The organism is Vibrio sp. TH_r3 (genome assembly GCF_033101115.1).
In the GTDB taxonomy this organism is placed as follows: domain Bacteria; phylum Pseudomonadota; class Gammaproteobacteria; order Enterobacterales; family Vibrionaceae; genus Vibrio.
Genome location: NZ_JAWMPW010000017.1, coordinates 1 through 18,856 on the forward strand (window position 1 = coordinate 1; position 18,856 = coordinate 18,856).

22 protein-coding genes are annotated in these 18,856 nt (G+C 40.1%); 8 read left to right on the forward strand and 14 right to left on the reverse strand.

Annotated elements, in window-relative coordinates; translation table 11 throughout:
* The 9 genes from R3X26_RS13520 to fkpA all read right to left on the reverse strand — a co-directional run.
* Nucleotides 1-123, reverse strand: a 123-nt coding sequence (locus R3X26_RS13520; RefSeq protein WP_254868837.1) for a GTP-binding protein, incomplete at its 3' end; no start/stop codon positions are given.
* A gap of 144 nt (nt 124-267) precedes the next feature.
* Entirely contained in the window at nt 268-2,364 is a 2,097-nt protein-coding gene (gene fusA, locus R3X26_RS13525; protein WP_317717863.1) for an elongation factor G, read from the reverse strand.
* Nucleotides 2,365-2,575: 211 nt separating this feature from the next.
* Nucleotides 2,576-3,046 (reverse strand): 30S ribosomal protein S7, encoded by a 471-nt coding sequence (gene rpsG / locus R3X26_RS13530; RefSeq protein WP_102471084.1) that lies wholly within the window; start codon nt 3,044-3,046, stop codon nt 2,576-2,578.
* 111 nt (nt 3,047-3,157) lie between these two features.
* Entirely contained in the window at nt 3,158-3,532 is a 375-nt protein-coding gene (gene rpsL, locus R3X26_RS13535) for a 30S ribosomal protein S12 (RefSeq protein ID WP_005417208.1), read from the reverse strand.
* 700 nt (nt 3,533-4,232) lie between these two features.
* Nucleotides 4,233-4,520, reverse strand: coding sequence for a sulfurtransferase complex subunit TusB (tusB, locus tag R3X26_RS13540; protein ID WP_317717864.1), 288 nt, complete (start codon nt 4,518-4,520; stop codon nt 4,233-4,235).
* Nucleotides 4,521-4,528: 8 nt separating this feature from the next.
* Nucleotides 4,529-4,885: a sulfurtransferase complex subunit TusC gene (tusC, locus tag R3X26_RS13545; protein WP_317717865.1), complete on the reverse strand. Its 357-nt coding sequence runs from the start codon at nt 4,883-4,885 to the stop codon at nt 4,529-4,531.
* Nucleotides 4,882-5,274, reverse strand: coding sequence for a sulfurtransferase complex subunit TusD (gene tusD / locus R3X26_RS13550; protein WP_317717866.1), 393 nt, complete (start codon nt 5,272-5,274; stop codon nt 4,882-4,884). The genes tusC and tusD overlap by 4 nt, the downstream gene beginning before the upstream one ends.
* The gene (locus R3X26_RS13555; protein WP_317717867.1) at nt 5,271-5,993 is read right to left on the reverse strand and encodes a transcriptional regulator; all 723 of its coding nucleotides are present in this window, start codon (nt 5,991-5,993) and stop codon (nt 5,271-5,273) included. Before R3X26_RS13555 ends, tusD begins: the two co-directional genes overlap by 4 nt.
* A 163-nt stretch (nt 5,994-6,156) precedes the next feature.
* Nucleotides 6,157-7,029 carry an FKBP-type peptidyl-prolyl cis-trans isomerase gene (gene fkpA, locus R3X26_RS13560; RefSeq protein ID WP_317717868.1) on the reverse strand — a complete coding sequence of 291 codons (873 nt, stop codon included), beginning with the start codon at nt 7,027-7,029 and terminating at the stop codon, nt 6,157-6,159.
* Nucleotides 7,030-7,167: 138 nt separating this feature from the next.
* Here fkpA and R3X26_RS13565 point away from each other — a divergent pair, with 138 nt between their 5' ends.
* Nucleotides 7,168-8,148 (forward strand): hypothetical protein, encoded by a 981-nt coding sequence (locus R3X26_RS13565; RefSeq protein ID WP_317717869.1) that lies wholly within the window; start codon nt 7,168-7,170, stop codon nt 8,146-8,148.
* The gene (locus tag R3X26_RS13570; protein ID WP_317717870.1) at nt 8,145-8,372 is read left to right on the forward strand and encodes a SlyX family protein; all 228 of its coding nucleotides are present in this window, start codon (nt 8,145-8,147) and stop codon (nt 8,370-8,372) included. Before R3X26_RS13565 ends, R3X26_RS13570 begins: the two co-directional genes overlap by 4 nt.
* 128 nt (nt 8,373-8,500) lie before the next feature.
* Here the strand turns inward: R3X26_RS13570 and R3X26_RS13575 are convergent, their stop codons facing one another.
* From R3X26_RS13575 to kefG, 5 genes are all read right to left on the reverse strand, one after another.
* Nucleotides 8,501-9,445 carry an isoaspartyl peptidase/L-asparaginase gene (locus R3X26_RS13575; protein ID WP_317717871.1) on the reverse strand — a complete coding sequence of 315 codons (945 nt, stop codon included), beginning with the start codon at nt 9,443-9,445 and terminating at the stop codon, nt 8,501-8,503.
* A gap of 107 nt (nt 9,446-9,552) precedes the next feature.
* Nucleotides 9,553-10,143 carry a peptidylprolyl isomerase gene (slyD, locus tag R3X26_RS13580; RefSeq protein WP_317717872.1) on the reverse strand — a complete coding sequence of 197 codons (591 nt, stop codon included), beginning with the start codon at nt 10,141-10,143 and terminating at the stop codon, nt 9,553-9,555.
* Between the two features lie 104 nt (nt 10,144-10,247).
* Nucleotides 10,248-10,445, reverse strand: a complete 198-nt coding sequence (locus tag R3X26_RS13585) for a YheV family putative zinc ribbon protein (RefSeq protein ID WP_317717873.1) — start codon at nt 10,443-10,445, stop codon at nt 10,248-10,250.
* Nucleotides 10,446-10,467: 22 nt separating this feature from the next.
* Complete coding sequence (gene kefB / locus R3X26_RS13590; protein WP_317717874.1) at nt 10,468-12,264, reverse strand: glutathione-regulated potassium-efflux system protein KefB; 1,797 nt, start codon at nt 12,262-12,264, stop codon at nt 10,468-10,470.
* Nucleotides 12,248-12,841: a glutathione-regulated potassium-efflux system ancillary protein KefG gene (gene kefG, locus R3X26_RS13595; RefSeq protein ID WP_317717875.1), complete on the reverse strand. Its 594-nt coding sequence runs from the start codon at nt 12,839-12,841 to the stop codon at nt 12,248-12,250. The genes kefB and kefG overlap by 17 nt, the downstream gene beginning before the upstream one ends.
* Before the next feature lie 358 nt (nt 12,842-13,199).
* Between kefG and R3X26_RS13600 the strand changes: the two genes are divergently transcribed.
* From R3X26_RS13600 to crp, 6 genes are all read left to right on the forward strand, one after another.
* On the forward strand, nt 13,200-15,113 hold the full coding sequence (locus R3X26_RS13600; RefSeq protein ID WP_317717876.1) for an ABC transporter ATP-binding protein: 1,914 nt from the start codon (nt 13,200-13,202) through the stop codon (nt 15,111-15,113).
* Nucleotides 15,110-15,583 (forward strand): TIGR02444 family protein, encoded by a 474-nt coding sequence (locus R3X26_RS13605; protein WP_317717877.1) that lies wholly within the window; start codon nt 15,110-15,112, stop codon nt 15,581-15,583. The genes R3X26_RS13600 and R3X26_RS13605 overlap by 4 nt, the downstream gene beginning before the upstream one ends.
* Before the next feature lie 115 nt (nt 15,584-15,698).
* The gene (locus R3X26_RS13610) at nt 15,699-16,676 is read left to right on the forward strand and encodes a hydrolase (protein WP_317717878.1); all 978 of its coding nucleotides are present in this window, start codon (nt 15,699-15,701) and stop codon (nt 16,674-16,676) included.
* A gap of 7 nt (nt 16,677-16,683) precedes the next feature.
* Nucleotides 16,684-16,896 (forward strand): YheU family protein, encoded by a 213-nt coding sequence (locus R3X26_RS13615; RefSeq protein ID WP_317717879.1) that lies wholly within the window; start codon nt 16,684-16,686, stop codon nt 16,894-16,896.
* 89 nt (nt 16,897-16,985) lie between these two features.
* Entirely contained in the window at nt 16,986-17,855 is an 870-nt protein-coding gene (locus R3X26_RS13620) for a phosphoribulokinase (protein ID WP_317717880.1), read from the forward strand.
* Between the two features lie 245 nt (nt 17,856-18,100).
* Nucleotides 18,101-18,733 carry a cAMP-activated global transcriptional regulator CRP gene (crp, locus tag R3X26_RS13625; protein WP_272132783.1) on the forward strand — a complete coding sequence of 211 codons (633 nt, stop codon included), beginning with the start codon at nt 18,101-18,103 and terminating at the stop codon, nt 18,731-18,733.
* The last annotated feature ends 123 nt before the right edge of the window (nt 18,734-18,856 follow it).

Sequence of the window (18,856 nt, forward strand, 5' to 3'; positions counted from 1 at the left end):
GCCGTACACTTTTGAAAGTGTAGTACAGATAGCAGCTGTTAGAGTTGTTTTACCGTGGTCAACGTGGCCAATAGTACCAACGTTTACGTGCGGTTTCGTACGTTCAAATTTTTCTTTAGACACGATTGTGTTCCTTACCTAGTTATGATTCGCCCCAATCGTTTTGTACAGGGCGCGCCAGAATTTGCTATTTTATGCGTCAACGCGCGTCAACGCAATAGATTCATTATTAAACAGTCACTCATTTATAAAACAAGCTACTCTTTATTAACCACGTTCAGCAATAATTGCATTCGCTACTGCTTTCGGAATTTCTGCATACTCAAAAAATTCCATTGAGTATGAAGCACGTCCTTGAGTAGCAGAACGAAGGTCGGTTGCATAACCGAACATCTGTGATAATGGTACTTGAGCACGAAGGATTTTTAAACCAGCAGGTCCATCATCCATCCCCTCAATGATGCCGCGACGACGATTTAAATCGCCAACAACGTCACCCATCCAATCTTCAGGAGTCGTTATTTCAACTTTCATCATGGGTTCAAGAAGTACAGGTTGTGCTTCCAACGCACCCTTCTTAAACGCCATTGAGCCAGCGATTTTAAACGCCATCTCACTTGAGTCGACATCGTGGTATGAGCCGTCAAACAGTGTTGCTTTAACATCCAATACAGGATAGCCAGCCAGAACACCGTTATTCATCTGCTCTTCAATACCTTTCGATACTGAGCTGATATATTCCTTAGGAACAGTACCACCAACGATTTCGTCCACAAATACAAAGCCTTCGCCTTTCTCTGCAGGTTCGATCGTAAGCCACACGTGACCATATTGACCTTTACCGCCAGATTGACGAATGAACTTACCTTCCACATCCGTTTTACCACGGATGGTTTCACGGTAGGCAACTTGAGGTTTACCTACATTACAATCTACACTGAATTCGCGCTTCATTCGGTCGACGATAATATCTAGGTGAAGCTCACCCATACCAGAAATTAATGTCTGGCCTGTTTCGTTATCCGTTTCAACTCGGAAAGAAGGATCTTCTGCTGCTAGTTTACCTAGTGCAATACTCATCTTATCCTGATCGGCAAGCGAACGAGGTTCTACTACAATTTGAATAACCGGCTCAGGGAACTCCATGCGCTCTAAAATGACTTTGGCATTTTGATCACATAATGTATCACCCGTGGTCACGTCTTTCAGACCTATAGCTGCTGCAATATCACCAGCACGTACTTCTTTAATTTCTTCACGTTTATTTGAATGCATCTGAACAATGCGTCCAAAGCGTTCACGCTTCTGCTTAACGGAGTTATAAACGGCATCGCCTGAGTTTACTACGCCAGAATAAACACGCATAAAAGTGAGCGTACCTACAAATGGGTCAGTGGCTATTTTAAAGGCCAAAGCAGCAAACGGTTCATTGTCATCTGCATGACGTTCAACTTCATTCTCGTCTGTATCAATGCCAGTAATAGCTGGTACATCGACAGGTGCAGGCAAATACTCAACAACTGCATCAAGAACAGCTTGCACTCCTTTATTTTTAAAGGCACTACCACATGTAGCAAGCACAATTTCATTCTTAAGAGTTCGAATTCGCAACGCTTGTTTAATTTCAGCTTCAGTTAACTCACCTTCTTCAAGGTACTTTTCCATCAGCTCATCAGTTGCTTCTGCGGCTTCTTCTATTAAATTATTTCGCCATTCTTCTGCTAGTTCTTGCATATCGGCAGGAATGTCTTCGTAAGTAAAGCTTGTGCCTTGATCCGCTTCACTCCAATTGATCGCTTTCATTTTAATGAGGTCGATCACCCCTTTAAAATTTTCTTCTGCACCAATATTTAGTTGAATAGGAACCGGGTTCGCACCTAAGCGATCTTTTATCTGGTCAACAACACGTAAAAAATCAGCACCAGCTCGGTCCATTTTGTTAACAAAAACTAGACGAGGAACTTGGTATTTATCTGCTTGACGCCATACGGTTTCAGATTGAGGTTCAACACCAGATGCGCCACAAAAAACCACGACAGCGCCATCAAGTACACGCAATGAACGTTCTACTTCAATAGTAAAATCAACGTGTCCTGGGGTATCGATAATATTAATGCGATGATTGTCATACTGACCTTCCATACCACGCCAGAAGGTTGTTGTTGCAGCAGAGGTAATGGTAATTCCACGTTCCTGCTCTTGCTCCATCCAGTCCATGGTCGCAGCGCCATCGTGCACTTCACCGATTTTGTGAGAAAGGCCTGTATAGAACAGAATACGTTCACTTGTGGTTGTTTTGCCTGCATCAACGTGAGCAACGATACCAATATTTCGGTATAGCTCAATCGGAGTTTTACGAGCCACGATTCTATCCTCTTAAATATAGAGACTATTAGTTGTTTTAAAATATCTGTTTATCTTAACTGCTGCCTATTATTGGGCATGTCAGATAAAAAACTATTTTGAAACAATAATATTTTGAAATAAAAATGTGAAATAAATATTTCGATGTAGAAAATTTAATGCTTGAACAAGAAAAGCACTGCGAAGGACTTCGCAGTGCTTAAAGGTATTATTACCAGCGGTAATGTGCGAACGCTTTGTTCGCGTCTGCCATACGGTGAACGTCTTCACGTTTCTTAACAGCAGTACCTTTGTTCTCTGACGCATCTAGCATTTCAGCAGCTAGGCGTTGAGCCATAGATTTTTCACCACGCTTACGCGCAGCTTCAACTACCCAACGCATAGCAAGAGCGTTACGGCGAACCGGACGAACTTCTACAGGTACTTGGTAAGTTGAACCACCCACACGGCGAGATTTAACCTCTACCGATGGACGAACATTTTCAAGAGCTTCTTCAAATACAGCTAAGTGATCTTTACCAGATTTCTCAGCCATAGTTTCTAGTGCAGTATAAACAATTTTTTCTGCAGTAGATTTCTTTCCGTCAACCATAAGGATGTTGACGAATTTTGCCAGCAATTCAGATTTGAATTTAGGATCTGGTAGGATCTTACGCTGACCAATTACGCGACGACGTGGCATAGGAATTTCTCCGTTGTCTTCTTCAGGTTATCCAAAACTTTTCAGTTTTTTCAAAAATATAAATAATTAATGTTTGGCCTTACTTAACGCTTGTTCGTAAACAGAGAATCATTAAGACTTAGGACGTTTAACACCGTACTTAGAACGACCTTTCTTACGGTCATTAACGCCTGCACAGTCAAGTGCACCACGAACTGTGTGGTAACGCACACCTGGAAGGTCTTTAACACGACCGCCACGGATTAGAACAACTGAGTGCTCTTGAAGGTTATGACCTTCACCGCCGATGTACGAAGTTACTTCGAAACCATTTGTCAAACGTACACGACAAACTTTACGAAGTGCTGAGTTAGGTTTTTTAGGTGTAGTAGTATATACACGAGTACATACACCACGTTTTTGTGGGCACGCTTCTAGTGCTGGCACGTTGCTTTTAACAACTTGCTTTGCACGAGGCTTACGTACCAACTGGTTAATAGTTGCCATTAACTAGCTCCTGATTTGCTGAAATTATGCTTCATGAAAAATCTAACCCTACAATGAGGGACGCAAGATTTTATGCATGGAAGAGAGGTGTGTCAAGGTATTTAGAGATCTTTTACCGATCCTTTATCGTATTTATCCCAACTCATTGATTTACACAATACCCACATGGATTAGTTCAATTTGGCATTTTTTATATCAACATAGCAGCAAGCGCCATTCCTACATTCAAGACACAATGGTAATAGCTAGCCGCCAGTATTCCAAAACGACGTTTTCATTTTATTTACGGAGATGGGTATTGTGAAAAAGGTAATAGTATGGCTAATCACTTTATTGTGAAAGACTGAAACTTCGACCAAAGACATAGTACTTGAAGGTTATGGCAGCATTTTTATTAGTACCCAACTTTCGTCTGCCTAAACGATAAAATCAGTTGCTCTTAAATAAAATTCATTATTCCTAAAGAAAAACATGAAATGTATTACCTGCAATGTATCGAAATAGATCATTCCATTCTAGCGAATATTCTTTTCACACTACTGATACTATTTGTTTATTTATCGTCAATAAAAGCATCTAATCATAAAGATAAATAACAACTCAATCGAAACTATTAATATCGCAAGTAGACGAGAACAGTCAATTCATTGATATATAAAAGTATAAAAAAACAGACTATATTCAGTGATAGAGCAGAAGTTTAATCCCAAGTTAATGACTGAGCCTGCTTCGCAGTCAAATCCACAAAACCCGCAAAGTCTATTACTCTCAATTTATTCTGGCTTGTCTCCTTTGGTAACTTCAGGCCTCTTGCTACAGCATCCTCTAATAAGCAAAAAACATTCGGCTTATCAACTATCAATGCATGGAATTTATGCTCAGGTAGTGCTGTATAAACCGCGTCTTCCAGTAACAATATATCATCACTATCTGTCGCGTATAAAAGTGCTTCTGCTAGCGATCTGGGATGTTTAATTATATGCAACATAATGGACCTTAAAACGTCAGCAGTTTATCGCAGCTATTTAATTTTTCTTTTAACTGTTCAATTGGAAGTGGGATTATATCGAAAACCAACTCGCTATTTCTCAACCCTTGCTCTATCAAAGAGTCCTCACACAGGTACACCTCTTCAATGTCATAAAGATCCATCAATTTAAATGCAGGAACATAATCTCTAGAATAGATACCTGAGGTCTTTTGATTCGCGATAAGCTGAGTGACTCCTTCGCCAATAAAAAATACTGATATATTATCGCAGTAAGCAGAGGCAGCAAGTAATGCGTCTAATCCTTCACGTCCTTTTGCTGATGAATGCGGATGAGAACGAAAAATAAAACCAAGTTTTTTCAAAACTGCACCACTCTATCTTGTGTTAGTAAGGCTTCAGCTAAACTGCCTAATCCTGTTTGTTCAAAACCGGTCGCTAAATTATCCGCATCACATTGATGTTGTTGTGCTTCTTGTTTGCCAACAATACCTCGTCGAAGAGCGGCCGCAACACATGTTTCAAGGCGAACATTATGTTTATCAGCTAATTGTTGCCACGCTTTGGTCAAATCAAATTCATCGTTTGCAGGTACAATAAGTTTCGATCCATTCGTTACCCCATTTTGATAAAAAAACACCGAAACCAATGAGTGGCCTTTTTCAAGCAGAGCGGTGGCAAATGCGTACGCGTTTCTAGCAGATTGACTGCCATAAACGCCACCATTTACCACTAGAGTGTAACGCAAGTTCACTTATCCCCGTCCTCAGTTTTACGCTGACGAATATAGAGATAAACTGTATGTTTTGAAATATTTAATCGGTCAGCTACACGGTTTATTGCATCTTTAATGTCGAAGATACCTTTATCATATAGTTCTATTACGATTTGTCGGTTTTTAGTGTTATTTGATACAGACTTGTCTGCATTAATATTTTCAATACTTTGCTCAACCGTTTGATCTACAAGTTCGACCACATCGCTGGCAAAGTTAACCGATGATGCCGCTTCTTTTGCATCTTCCGTTGGCATAAAAGATTGCAGAATATCAGAAAAAGGGGCGTCTAAATTGATGTTGATACAAAGCAAGCCAATCACGCGATTATTACCATTACGGATAGCAATAGTAATAGATTTCATCAATACGCCGCCTTTCGCTCGGGTAAAATAAGCACGCGAAAAATTACGTTGAGAACCTTCAATATCTTTCAGCATTTTCAATGCTAAATCAGTAATAGGAGAACCAACCCGTCTACCTGTATTTTCGCCATTGGCAATTTTAATCGCAGAAGTATCCAGACTTTCTAAAGAGTGAAGTACTATTTCACAAAATGGGCCGATTAGACCCGCAATCCCATCCACTACAGCTTCATAAGATTTTAAAATTATCAGATCATGCTCGCTAAATGGTTCCACTACCACATGTTCCATTTCTAGCAACGCTTCTGCATGAACAACTTCTGAAGTAGTCACAATTTATCGCCTCGTTTAAACTCAACTAATTAATGCAAGTTTATCAGAAATTTTGAATTGCGCACCGTTTTGAGTCAATAACAACCGCTAAGATTAATTATTTTTTTATCAATAAAAAAAGGCTCGAAAAATCGAGCCTTTATTTACACAACCAAAACAACCATTATTCTGTTGTTGTCATTTCTTCTTTTTCCGCTTCTGAAGGTGCGTCAGCCGCTGTTTCCGTAGCTTGTTCTGTTACTGCTTCTGCAGGTTCTTCAACTTCACCGTTATCGATGCTAATTAATTCAACTTCAAAAACGAGAGTTGAGTTTGCAGGAATAGTCGGTGTTTCTTGAGCGCCGTAAGCCAACTCTGGCGGAATCACAAACTTATATTTAGAACCTACAGACATAAGTTGAACCCCTTCAGTCCAACCTGGAATAACACGATTGAGTGGGAATGTAGCCGTTTCATCACGATCGTATGAGCTGTCGAATTTAGTCCCGTCTATCAAAGTTCCAACATAATGCACTTCTACGGTGTCAGTCTCTGCTGGTTTTTCACCTTCAGATGGTGTCAATACTTGATATAAAAGCCCTGATTCGGTTTTTTGTACGCCGTCTTGTTTTTCAAATTCAGCTCTAAATTCATCACTGACTTTTTGTGCTTCTTCTGCTTCTGCTACAGCTTTAGCCTGCATTTTTTCATTCACTGTTTGTTGGAATGTTTCCAGCACTGTATGTAATTCTTCATCGGTCATTTTTTCTGTATCAGCAAAAACATCTTCAATACCTTGAAGTACAAGTTCTTTCTGTAAATTAACACCAATCTCAGTAGAACCTTCAATGCTAGATTCTATATTCTTAGCAAAATAAAGACCAAACGCATAAGCGGCCTTTTCTTCTTCTGTTTTAAAGTGAACAGCGCTATCAGCTTCAACTTGTACTTGTTCAACTTGAGGAGCCGCTTCCGCTTTAGGTGTTTCTTCTTTTTGACAACCTACAGCCAACATTACAGTTGCAGCAAGTAGGGACACTTTAAACAAAGGTTTCATTAAATTCTCCAAATTAATAGCTCGAGCTATTTATGTCAGTACGCACTTCTCAATCATTATCAATGAAATGTGCAAAATTAATATGGTATCAATATACTAGGGTTATGCCTGTCGACACAAACTGGATTCTTAATCAGAATGCGAATAATCTCTCATTATATGCTATTGGCTATTGTCATAAGCTTGTTAAATGGTTGTTTTTTTTCTTCCCCAGAAGATAAAAGATGGACAATAGAGCCTAAAGGCAGCACGAGTTTTGCACTCAGTCGAGACGCACACTTTGCTTTACTTTATTCCAAACAACGTCAATTACTCCTTTGGGATCTACAAGAAAATACCGAATTAGCCGCTTTAGGTAAACAAGACCTTGATGGAAACACCGTATCCCACATAAGGATTTCAGACAACAGTCGTTACGCCGTTACCGCAACTCAGCTTAATTTCGCGGTTTGGGATCTATCTTGGACTCAAGCTCAAGGCCTGTGGTCTATCTCGGATGGCTTAATCCGAGACATTGATATATCCAGCAATGGAGAACAAGTGCTGCTTGGTTTGTCCAATGGTAAAGCTATTTACGTCAATTTAGTCAGCGGAAGACGGCTAGAGTTCCTTGCCCATAGAGAAAAAGTCAATACGGTTGCGATGTCGTCCAATGGCAAATTTGCATTAACAGGCGGCAATGACTATAACGCGTACTTTTGGAATACCGATACTGGACAAGCGCTATATCGTTTTGAGCACAAAGCTCGTATTAACCGAGTAGCTTTACAGCGAGATGGAAAATACGCACTAACCTCTGATGGTGCAAACGATAGCTTTATTTGGGATTTAAAAACGGGTCAGAAAATATCAGAATTAAAATCGCTTTCAAGGCAATTAGTCTTCTCATCTGCTCGTTTTTCAGACGATGGACAATTCTTAGTAACGGGATCTCCCAATGGTCGAGTGATGTTATGGGAATCGAGCAGTGGTAAACACTTAGACAGTTGGGATGTCGAACCATTAAAAGATACTCGCCCTCCGCGTGCAGTCGTGTATGATGCCGCTTTTGATCGTCAAAATAGAATAATATCAGCCACATCAGCTGGTATTGCCCAAGCTTGGAAAATAGAACAATGACAGATAATACTATTGAACAATTACAACAACGTATTGAAGATTTAGAATACAAAGCCGCTTTCCAAGAGCAAACTATTGATGAGCTCAATGAAGCACTTAGTCAGCAACAGTTACTCATTAACAAAATGCAGGACCAAATGAAGTACGTGGTGGGTAAAGTTAAAAATATGGATTCATCCAATATGGCAGATGCGTCTGAAGAAACACCACCGCCACATTATTAATCTTTCAATAAAATTAGTCAGTCAAAACCATCTATTAAAAAAACATCTATTAAAGCTAGATGCTTGTTGTTAAGTCTCTAGCTTTACCGCTTGCTAAAACTATAACGTCAAGCTTTTTGCTTCAAAGACTAATCATCAACAAAAATAGCGACATTTAGTTGACCTTGTTTATCGATGCTTGCTCTATACATACCTGAACTATTCATTGCATTATGGATATTGCCATACTGATCGATTGCGATTAACCCTCCTTCTCCGCCCATTAATTTTAGATCACCTTGGATAACCATTTCACTCGCGGTATACACATCTTCCTGTAAATATTTCATTCGAGCAGCGACATCTGAAGCTACCATCTTACGCATAAAACATTCGCCCATACCTGTTGTCGAAACCGCCACATTATTATTTTCTGCAAATGTTCCTGCACCGATAATAGGTGAATCGCCCACTCGTCCATACTTTTTATTAGTTAAACCACCAGTACTGGTTGCCGCAGCAAGATTACCGTGTTGATCTAATGCAACTGCGCCTACTGTGCCAAACTTTTTATCATCTGGAAATTTAGACTCTGAAAGACCGAAACTGCCACTGGCTTTCATGGTTTGAAGTTGTTCATAACGTCGTTCTGTAAAGAAGTAATCCTGTTCGGTGTAGTCATGGCCATGTTCAAACGCAAACTGTTCTGCACCTTCACTAATTAAAAAAACATGATCGCTTTTTTGCATAACATCGCGTGCCAATACTACTGGATTCTTAATATGCTTCACTGCTGCTATCGCGCCCGCATCCATCTCTTTGCCATGCATAACTGAAGCATCCATCTCAACCATTTCTGTATGAGTTAATACCGAACCTTTGCCAGCATTAAAGTGAGGACTGTCTTCTAAAACTTTCACCGCGGCAACCGTGGCATCAAGCGCATCACCACCTTGTTGCAGAATTTTGTATCCTTCACGTACTGAAAGCTCCAGAGCGGTTGTGATTTCTTTTTCAAGCTCATTAGTAAGGTTTTGTTTAAGTATGGTTCCAGCGCCACCATGAATGGCGATTGCAAAAGGTAATGTAGACATAACTCATCCTTGATTAACTGAATTTTATTGATAAAAAAACCCTAAGGCATCGCAATTGTGCTCTTAGGGTTTTTATACTTACTTAACAAATCTAACCAAGAAAGTGATTAGTGTGAGCAGCCACAGCCGCCGCCATTACTTTCTTTACCTTTGCCGCCGCCGCAGCAGCCTTCTTCTTTACCTTCACCATGGCCTTCACCGCCACAACAACCACCTTCGTGATCGTGACCATCTTCTTTATGAATATGGCCGTGTTCAATTTCTTCTGCTGTCGCTTCACGCGTGGCCATCACTTCAACGTCAAACGTCAACGTTTGACCTGCAAGCATGTGATTTCCATCAACCACGACTTCATCACCATCCACTTCGGTTACTTCAACAGGAATCGGACCTTGATCGGTATCGGCTAAGAAACGCATACCAACTTCAATTTGATCAACGCCTTGGAAAACGTTAGCAGGAACACGTTGAACTAACGCTTCGTTATGTTCACCATAAGCATCATCAGGGCCAATCGTTGCAGAGAATTTATCCCCAGCTTTTTTACCTGCAAGTTCAGCTTCAAGACCAGTAATTAGGTTATTGTGGCCATGCAAATAATCTAAAGGCTTATCAGCGGTTGCTTCATCAACAACTACGCCTTCTTCAAGCTTCACTTGGTATGCTAGGCTCACTACAACGTTCTTTTCAATATTCATGTTTGCTCCAAAGAGAATTGGGGTAGCTGAATTTCCTACCAACCAAGAGTAATTTTAGTGACAATTAGCGCCTATTATGGAGGTAAAATTCTTAAACTAAAACCCTAAGGTTTAAAAAAACCGATCATATCTTGATCTGAATGTTCAGATTGTTCCATCGTTTTAGGCAGTCGTTTATCTAAATGATGACATTCAACACATTCAACCATTTCAATACTATTCTCTACCCACCAACGAAGCGAATCTTGAGCAGCGCATTTTGGGCAACTTGCCCCTGCTATAAATCGTTTCTTCAGTTTCATTCCATTAACCTTGCTTATTTAATTATTTCCAGTGATTGGTCGATTGCTTGTCGGTTTCCATTTCTTGACCGAATATTTCTTCTAGTTCTTTACGGGATTCTTTCGAGCGCAGTGCGAGATCTTTTCCATCTGTGTGTTTAGGCAGCAATTCTTTTAACATTGAATTATCCAACTTTTGAAAATGATCTTCCGCTCTTTTAGCTTGATACGGATGCATACCCAGCTCAATAAGCAACTGTCGACCTAAATCCAAAGCACCTAAAAACGTTTCACGTGAATAGTTAGGTACGCCGTGATTTAATAACTGATAGGCTTCCACACGACTCCGTGCGCGCGCTAAGATCTTAAGATGTGGAAAGTGTTGTTGGCAAATTTTCACTATGTGCAAGATATCATCAGGGTTATCAGTACAAGCAACTAAAGCTTCGGCTTTATCTGCGCCAGCTGCTCTTAATAAATCCAACTGTGTTGCGTTACCATAAAATACTTTGTAGCCATACTTACGCAACAAATTAATTTGCCCAGCATCGCTTTCAAGCACGGTAATCCGAATTTTGTTAGCGTACATAAGTCGTCCAACAACTTGGCCAAAACGACCAAATCCGGCGATAATTACCCTAGGGTTTCGGTTCACTACGTCTTCTGCATTTATATCTTCATCGTGATTAATTGTGGCAGAAAACCATTTTTTCTGGATAAGTAATAGCAATGGAGTTGTCACCATAGATAAGCTCACCACCACTAATAAAAATGAAACTAATTCAGGCGCAAGCAAATTTTCTGCTTGAGCGGCGGTAAATAATACAAAGGCAAATTCTCCACCTTGGCTCAGAATAGCCGCCATTCGACTTCGGGCTTTGGCTTGTGTTCCAAACAAGCGAGCTAAGATATACAGAATGATTCCTTTAATGGCGACTAACGCTACCACGGAGAGTAGAATCTTCATCGGTTCTAAAATGATCAAGCCAAGGTTGACAGACATACCTACTGCAATAAAAAACAACCCGAGTAACAAACCTTTAAATGGCTCTATTGCTACTTCTAGTTCGTGCCGATATTCACTTTCAGCCAACAATACACCAGCCAGAAATGTCCCTAAGGCCATAGATAGACCAAGGCTCTGCATAATTAAGGCAATGCCAATAACCAACAGTAATGCAGTAACGGTAAATAGCTCACGTACGCCACTGGTGACAACATATCGAAACAGTGGGCGTAGTAAAAAATGCCCACCCCCGAGTAAAAAAATGATAGTACCAAAAGTGATGACAGTATCTAACCAATTACCGTCACCATGACCACCAGCCAGTACCGGTAATATCGCTAACATCGGTATCACGGCTATATCTTGAAAGAGCAACACAGCAAATCCTGATTGACCCGTTTCTGAACCTGCTAAACCTTGTTCTTCAATTACTCGTAATGCGATTGCCGTAGAAGATAAGGCGAGGCCCATCCCTATCACTAAACTGGTTTGCCATGAAAGGTCAAATAAACTAGCAATACTGGCTAGTGCGCAGGTGGTTAAGACAACTTGTGCGCCACCTAACCCTAAAATGGGGCTTCTCATTTGCCATAATTTCTTAGGATTAAGCTCTAAACCAATTAGAAACAGCAATAAAACTACACCAAACTCGGCAAAATGCAAAATCGCATCGACATCGCTAATTAATCTAAATCCCCATGGACCAATGGCCACACCAGCAAGCAGATAACCCAGCACAGAACCAAGCCCTAACCTTTGCGCTAAAGGAACGGCAATTACTGCAGCCGATAAAAAGATGACGCTACTATGCAAAAAATCACCGCTCATCGCCATCACAGATCTCCTTGTGATTTTGTTGTAATATATCCCACGGGTTCATTAGCCAATGACGGTAAGTTTCCGCATGCTCATAACGCTCAACATCGGTAATGTGTCTTGCCCAATGCAACACCATCGGCTCTAACCAATTCATTCGACACAGCCCAGCAGTTAATTCAAACGGTTGTAAAATCTGTTCCATAGGATACTTGTTATAACCTGACGCAGCAAAGGCCTCACGAGCGCCGCCCGTGGTTATGACACTTCGCCAATATTTTCCAGCTAGCTCACAATCATCACCAAAAGCAAAGCCTTTTCCTAATACTCGATCCATCCACTCTTTTAAAAGGGCTGGGCAAGAATACATAAATAGTGGATGCTGAAAGACAATAATATCGTGACTCAATAAAAGCTGATGTTCTGTTTGAACATCAATGAAAAAATCTGGATATTGCGCATATAAGTCATGGATGGTTACATGTTCCAGATCTTGTATTTTTTTTAGCATCACACTATTGGCAACTGACGCATGCGGTTCTGGATGAACAAAAATGACCAATATCCGTGGTAGAGAGCTTTCTGTTTTCATCATTCCTCGACAATATTCTTTTTGCTTTCTTTCATCATTGGTAGCATATGTTATCTAAGTAAGCGTTTTTTAGACACAACTGCTCTAAATAACTATATCTAACCTAGCCTCTAGATAGAAACTATAACGCTTTGAGTTTATATCAAAAAATCATAAACTGTCCCAAATTCAGGTTACCCAGTAAACGATTTACAAATTCAAGTTCATTTGCCAACATATCCAAACTATATGGCTACAATTTACTTACAGTTGACATTTTTCGATAACAAACATCATATCGTAATTTGTATAATGATCGACTTTTATTCTTATAACGCCTACTATTCCTGCGTTTATACAACATCCTATCAATAAGATTTTTATGATTACGTTTTCAGATATTCAATTACTGCGTGGCGGTAAAGCACTTTTAGATAAAGCGACTTCAACCATCCATCCAGGAGATAAAGTCGGTTTAGTTGGGAAAAATGGTTGCGGGAAATCCACTTTATTCGCTTTATTAAAAGGCGAACTTTCTATTGATGCAGGTAATTTTAGTCAACCTGCCCATTGGGAACTAGCATGGGTTGCTCAGGAAACACCGGCTTTAGAACGCGCAGCACTTGAATACGTGATCGACGGAGATAGAGAATATCGACGTTTAGAAGCACAACTAGCTCAGGCAGAACAAGATGATAACGGTACTTTGGTTGCCGAATTACACGGTAGAATAGAAACCATAGGTGGCTACAGTATTGCTGCCAGAGCATCAGAATTACTCAATGGATTAGGGTTTAGCCAACAACAAATGAGTTGGAGTCTTACTCAATTTTCTGGTGGTTGGCGCATGCGCCTTAACTTGGCTCAAGCACTGTTATGTCGTTCAGATTTACTATTACTCGATGAGCCAACCAACCACTTAGATCTTGATGCTGTAATGTGGCTTGAAAAATGGCTACAAAGCTATCCTGGCACCTTGCTCTTGATCTCTCATGATAGAGATTTTCTCGATCCTATCGTGAATCGAATTATTCATGTAGAAAATCAATTATTAAACGAATACACCGGTAATTACTCTTCGTTTGAAGGCCAGCGCGCTCAAAAATTAATCTTGCAACAAGCAATGTACCAGAAGCAACAGAAGCAAGTAGAGCACATGCAGAGCTATATCGACCGTTTTCGCTATAAAGCATCAAAAGCAAAACAAGCACAAAGTCGCATTAAAGCGTTAGATAAAATGGAAAAGGTGCTTCCAGCTCAATTGGATAATCCATTCAGTTTCGAATTTCGCATTCCTTCTGCTTTACCTAACCCAATTTTGATGATGGATGAAGTTTCCGCAGGCTACGATGATAACCTCATCTTAGAAAAAATTCGTTTGAATTTGGTTCCTGGTAGCCGCATTGGTCTTTTAGGGCGAAATGGCGCCGGTAAATCGACATTAATAAAATTATTATCGGGTGAACTCGCTCCTCAAGGTGGTGATCTAACCTATTCCCAAGGTGTTAAAATTGGTTATTTTGCGCAGCACCAATTGGAAACGCTTCATCCTGAAGAAACACCGTTACAACACATGATGCAAATTGCGCCGAAACAAACCGAGCAAGAATTAAGGAATTATTTAGGTAGTTTTGGATTTCAGGGCGATAAAGCACTCGATAAAGTTGCTCCATTTTCTGGTGGAGAAAAAGCACGTTTAGTTTTGGCTTTAGTCGTATGGCAAAAACCCAATTTACTTTTACTTGATGAACCAACAAACCACCTTGATCTCGACATGCGTCAAGCGCTCACCTTTGCATTACAAACCTTTGAAGGTGCAATGGTCATCGTAAGTCACGATCGCTATTTACTACGAGCAACAACGGATGATCTTTACCTTGTTCATGATAGGCAAGTTGCCCCTTTTGATGGTGATTTAACCGACTATTACAAATGGCTTACCGAACAAAATAAAGCGAATAAAAAAGAAGCCACTCAAACTACTTCAAATAAAAGCAACAACAGTGCAGCATCAAAAAAAGAACAGAAACGCAAACAAGCTGAATTTCGCAAGCAAACGGCACCACTTAGAAAGTCATTAGAAAAGCTAGAAAAAAAAATGGACAAACTTGGTACAACTTTATCCGAAACAGAACAACAATTATTGGATACAGAACTGTACCAAGCGGAAAACAAAGCTAAACTAAATCAAATACTGGCTCTTCAAGCCTCTGCAAAATCTGACCTTGAGGAGGTTGAATTAGAGTGGATGACTATTCAAGAGTCGCTAGAAGAAATGGAACAGGACGCTATATGAAAAAAACCGCTTCTTTTCTCACCGTAGAACGATTATGGCAATTCAGTTTGCAATATTACGCCATGCGAGGGGTAAAAGAAGCGTGTCTTTCTCTACAAAATAATTTCAATGGCAACGTTAATTTATTGTTGCTGTTGAAATGGCTTGATGAACAACAATTAATTTTTGATCGCAATGATTGGAATCAAGTCCAACAAGCGCTTTTACGCACAGAAACATTACTTCTCCACTATCGGCATCTTCGTAAGAAAACCAAATCCCATCTCCCTGCAACCTTATATCGAGAATCGTTAGAATTTGAACTACTATTAGAAAAACAACAGCAGTCAGATTTAGTCGAATGTATTAATATCCTTGAACTCACGCCCAACAATAAAGAACCGTTAGCATTAGCTTACTGTCGCTCACTCAATGCCGAACACCTTTTTACAGCAACCTTTGCAAAACATTCTGCTAACACCAGCTCATAAAACCTCGGTTAAGTTAGCATCAACCTAACGATTATAAATTTTCATCTCACCGATAAACTGATCTCTGTTAGAATCAATGCAGAATCAACTCCACATCAATCGATGACCAACTATTATGACCGAATTTAAAGCTGCTCGTGGATTAAGTAACCCACATATCCAAACTGTCATTCCTCGATTTATCAGAAAAAAACCACTGTTTACTGCTCAATGGCAAACCTTAAACACACTTGATGGTGATTTTCTTGATCTCGCATGGAGTGAAGATCAGACAACTGATTCAGCAAAAAATAAACCTATCTTTGTCCTTTTCCACGGCTTGGAAGGCTGTTTTTACAGCCCATATGCAAACGGACTTATGCACGCCTTTGCACAAGATGGTTGGCTGTCTGTTATGATGCACTTTAGAGGCTGTAGTGGCAGGCCAAACAAGTTGGCAAGAGCTTACCATTCTGGAGAAACTGAAGACGCCCGGTTTGTACTTGAATATTTACGCAAAAACTTCCCAGATCAACCCATTGTCGCTATCGGTGTATCGCTTGGCGGTAATATGTTAGTTAACTATCTAGCCAAATATAATGATGATCCTATAGTACAAGCAGCAACTGTCGTGTCCGCTCCTTTGGATCTTGCAGCATGTTCTTCTCGTATTGAACAAGGGTTCTCCAAGGTATATCGTAACTATTTATTGAGTTCATTAAAGAAAAACGCGCTGAAAAAACACAATCAGTTAAGCCAAGCGATCGGAGTATCAACCGACACAATACATTCCCTTAAAACTCTGCGCGGATTCGATGACCTTATCACCGCCCCTTTGCATAATTTTAAAAGTGCTCATGATTATTACCGCCGATGTTCGGGAATGAATGTACTCAATGATGTCACCGTTCCTTTGCAGCTAATTCATGCTAAAGATGATCCCTTTATGACTGAGCAAGTTATCCCCAGCTTTACATTAAACAAAAACATACATTATCGACTGTTTGAACAAGGAGGTCATGTCGGCTTTCTAACTGGTTCAATGACTAAACCAAAATTTTGGTTAGAAGAAACATTGCCAAATTATTATCAAAACATTCGCACAGAGACGTAAAAATCACATGATTATTCCATGGCAAGAGATTGAAAATGACACGCTAGACAATTTAATCAAAGAATTTGTTCTGAGAGAAGGAACGGATTATGGGCAAAATGAAGTAACGCTCGATGACAAAGTAGCGCAAGTAAAAGAACAACTTAGAGTGGGTGACGCCGTTATCGTGTTTTCAGAATTACATGAAACCGTTGATATTAAACTCAAAGGCGAATTTTAGCTGGCAAAACTAAAGCATTTATTCTTTTTAGAGAATCCCATAAACTAGCAAATTACACCGTTTAATCTAATTTAATAACAAGGGATATCATGTCCGCAAAACATCCGGTTATCGCTGTTACAGGTTCATCTGGCGCAGGAACAACGACAACTTCAGAAGCATTTCGAAAAATGTTTAATATGATGAACGTTAAAGCCGCATGGGTTGAAGGAGATAGCTTTCATAAGTTCACTCGCCCAGAAATGGACATTGAGATTCGTAAAGCCAAAGAACAAGGACGACACATCAGTTATTTTGGTCCACAAGCAAACGACTTTCCGGCCTTAGAACAATTCTTCAAGAAATATGGAGAAGAAGGAAAAGGACAAGTAAGACGTTATCTACACTCCTTTGATGAAGCCGTTCCTTATAATCAGATGCCAGGAACCTTTACACCTTGGCAAGATTTACCCGAAGACAGTGATGTGCTTTTTTATGAAGGCTTGCACGGCGCAGTGGTCGATGGTGAGGTTAATGTATCACAACATGCAGACTTGCTTATTGGTATGGTGCCGATTGTTAATTTAGAATGGATTCAAAAGTTCGTACGTGACACTAGAGATAGAGGTCACTCAAGAGAAGCCGTAACCGATTCAATCGTTCGCTCTATGGATGATTACCTAAATTATATTACTCCTCAATTTTCTCGCACACATATTAACTTTCAGCGTGTTCCAACCGTCGACACATCAAACCCTCTTAACGCTAAAGGGATCCCGAGTTTAGATGAAAGTTTTGTGGTTATCCGTTTGCGTGGTATGAAGAATGTCGATTTTCCGTATCTCTTAGCTATGATTGATGGCTCATTTGTTTCGCGCCACAATACGATCGTTGTTCCAGGTGGAAAAATGAGCTTTGCTATGGAATTAATTATCCGGCCAGTCCTTCAACAGTTAATTGAAACTGGCAAGATAGGTTAATTTCTGACCGATTTAGCAGTTTGTTTGTTATACCGTGATGATGTGCACATTTTTACGCGAAGAATAAGGATTTTAGAGCGATCAAAATCAAGAAATTGACTGTAAAAAAGGATACTATTCTTAACAGACATACATATGTAGCTTGCAGCTTTGACTAAGAAATCCTATGCTAACGTCACCGAAAAATAGGGACGCGGCAAAGGAACGCTGCTTAAGTAGGCCCTGCAGATAATAGTGAGATAATTATGGTTCTAGGTAAACCTCAAACCGATCCAACATTAGAGTGGTTTCTTTCACACTGTCATATTCATAAGTATCCATCAAAGAGTACGCTTATCCACGCGGGTGAGAAAGCTGAAACTCTGTATTATATTGTGAAAGGCTCAGTGGCTGTGCTTATCAAGGATGAAGAAGGTAAAGAGATGATTCTGTCTTATCTTAACCAAGGTGACTTCATCGGTGAGCTAGGCCTCTTTGAAGAAGACCAAGAACGTACCGCATGGGTACGAGCAAAATCACCTTGTGAAGTTGCTGAAATTTCATTTAAGAAATTCCGCCAGCTGATTCAAGTTAACCCTGATATTTTGATGCGTCTTTCGTCTCAAATGGCAAGCCGTCTACAAACGACAAGCCAAAAAGTAGGTGATTTAGCCTTCTTAGATGTAACTGGTCGTATTGCTCAAACGCTGCTTAATTTGGCAAAACAGCCTGATGCAATGACGCACCCTGATGGGATGCAGATCAAAATCACTCGTCAAGAGATTGGACAAATTGTTGGCTGTTCGCGTGAGACAGTTGGACGTATTTTGAAAATGCTTGAAGAGCAGAACTTAATTTCTGCACACGGTAAAACCATCGTTGTCTACGGTACTCGATAAAAATTATTCGTTAATACGAGCCACCTATACATAAAGACAAACTAAAAAAGCAGCGGAATCGCTGCTTTTTTTTTCGATAAAATTAGGATAGCTTTTATTGTAAGCGTTTCTAATTTATGGTGC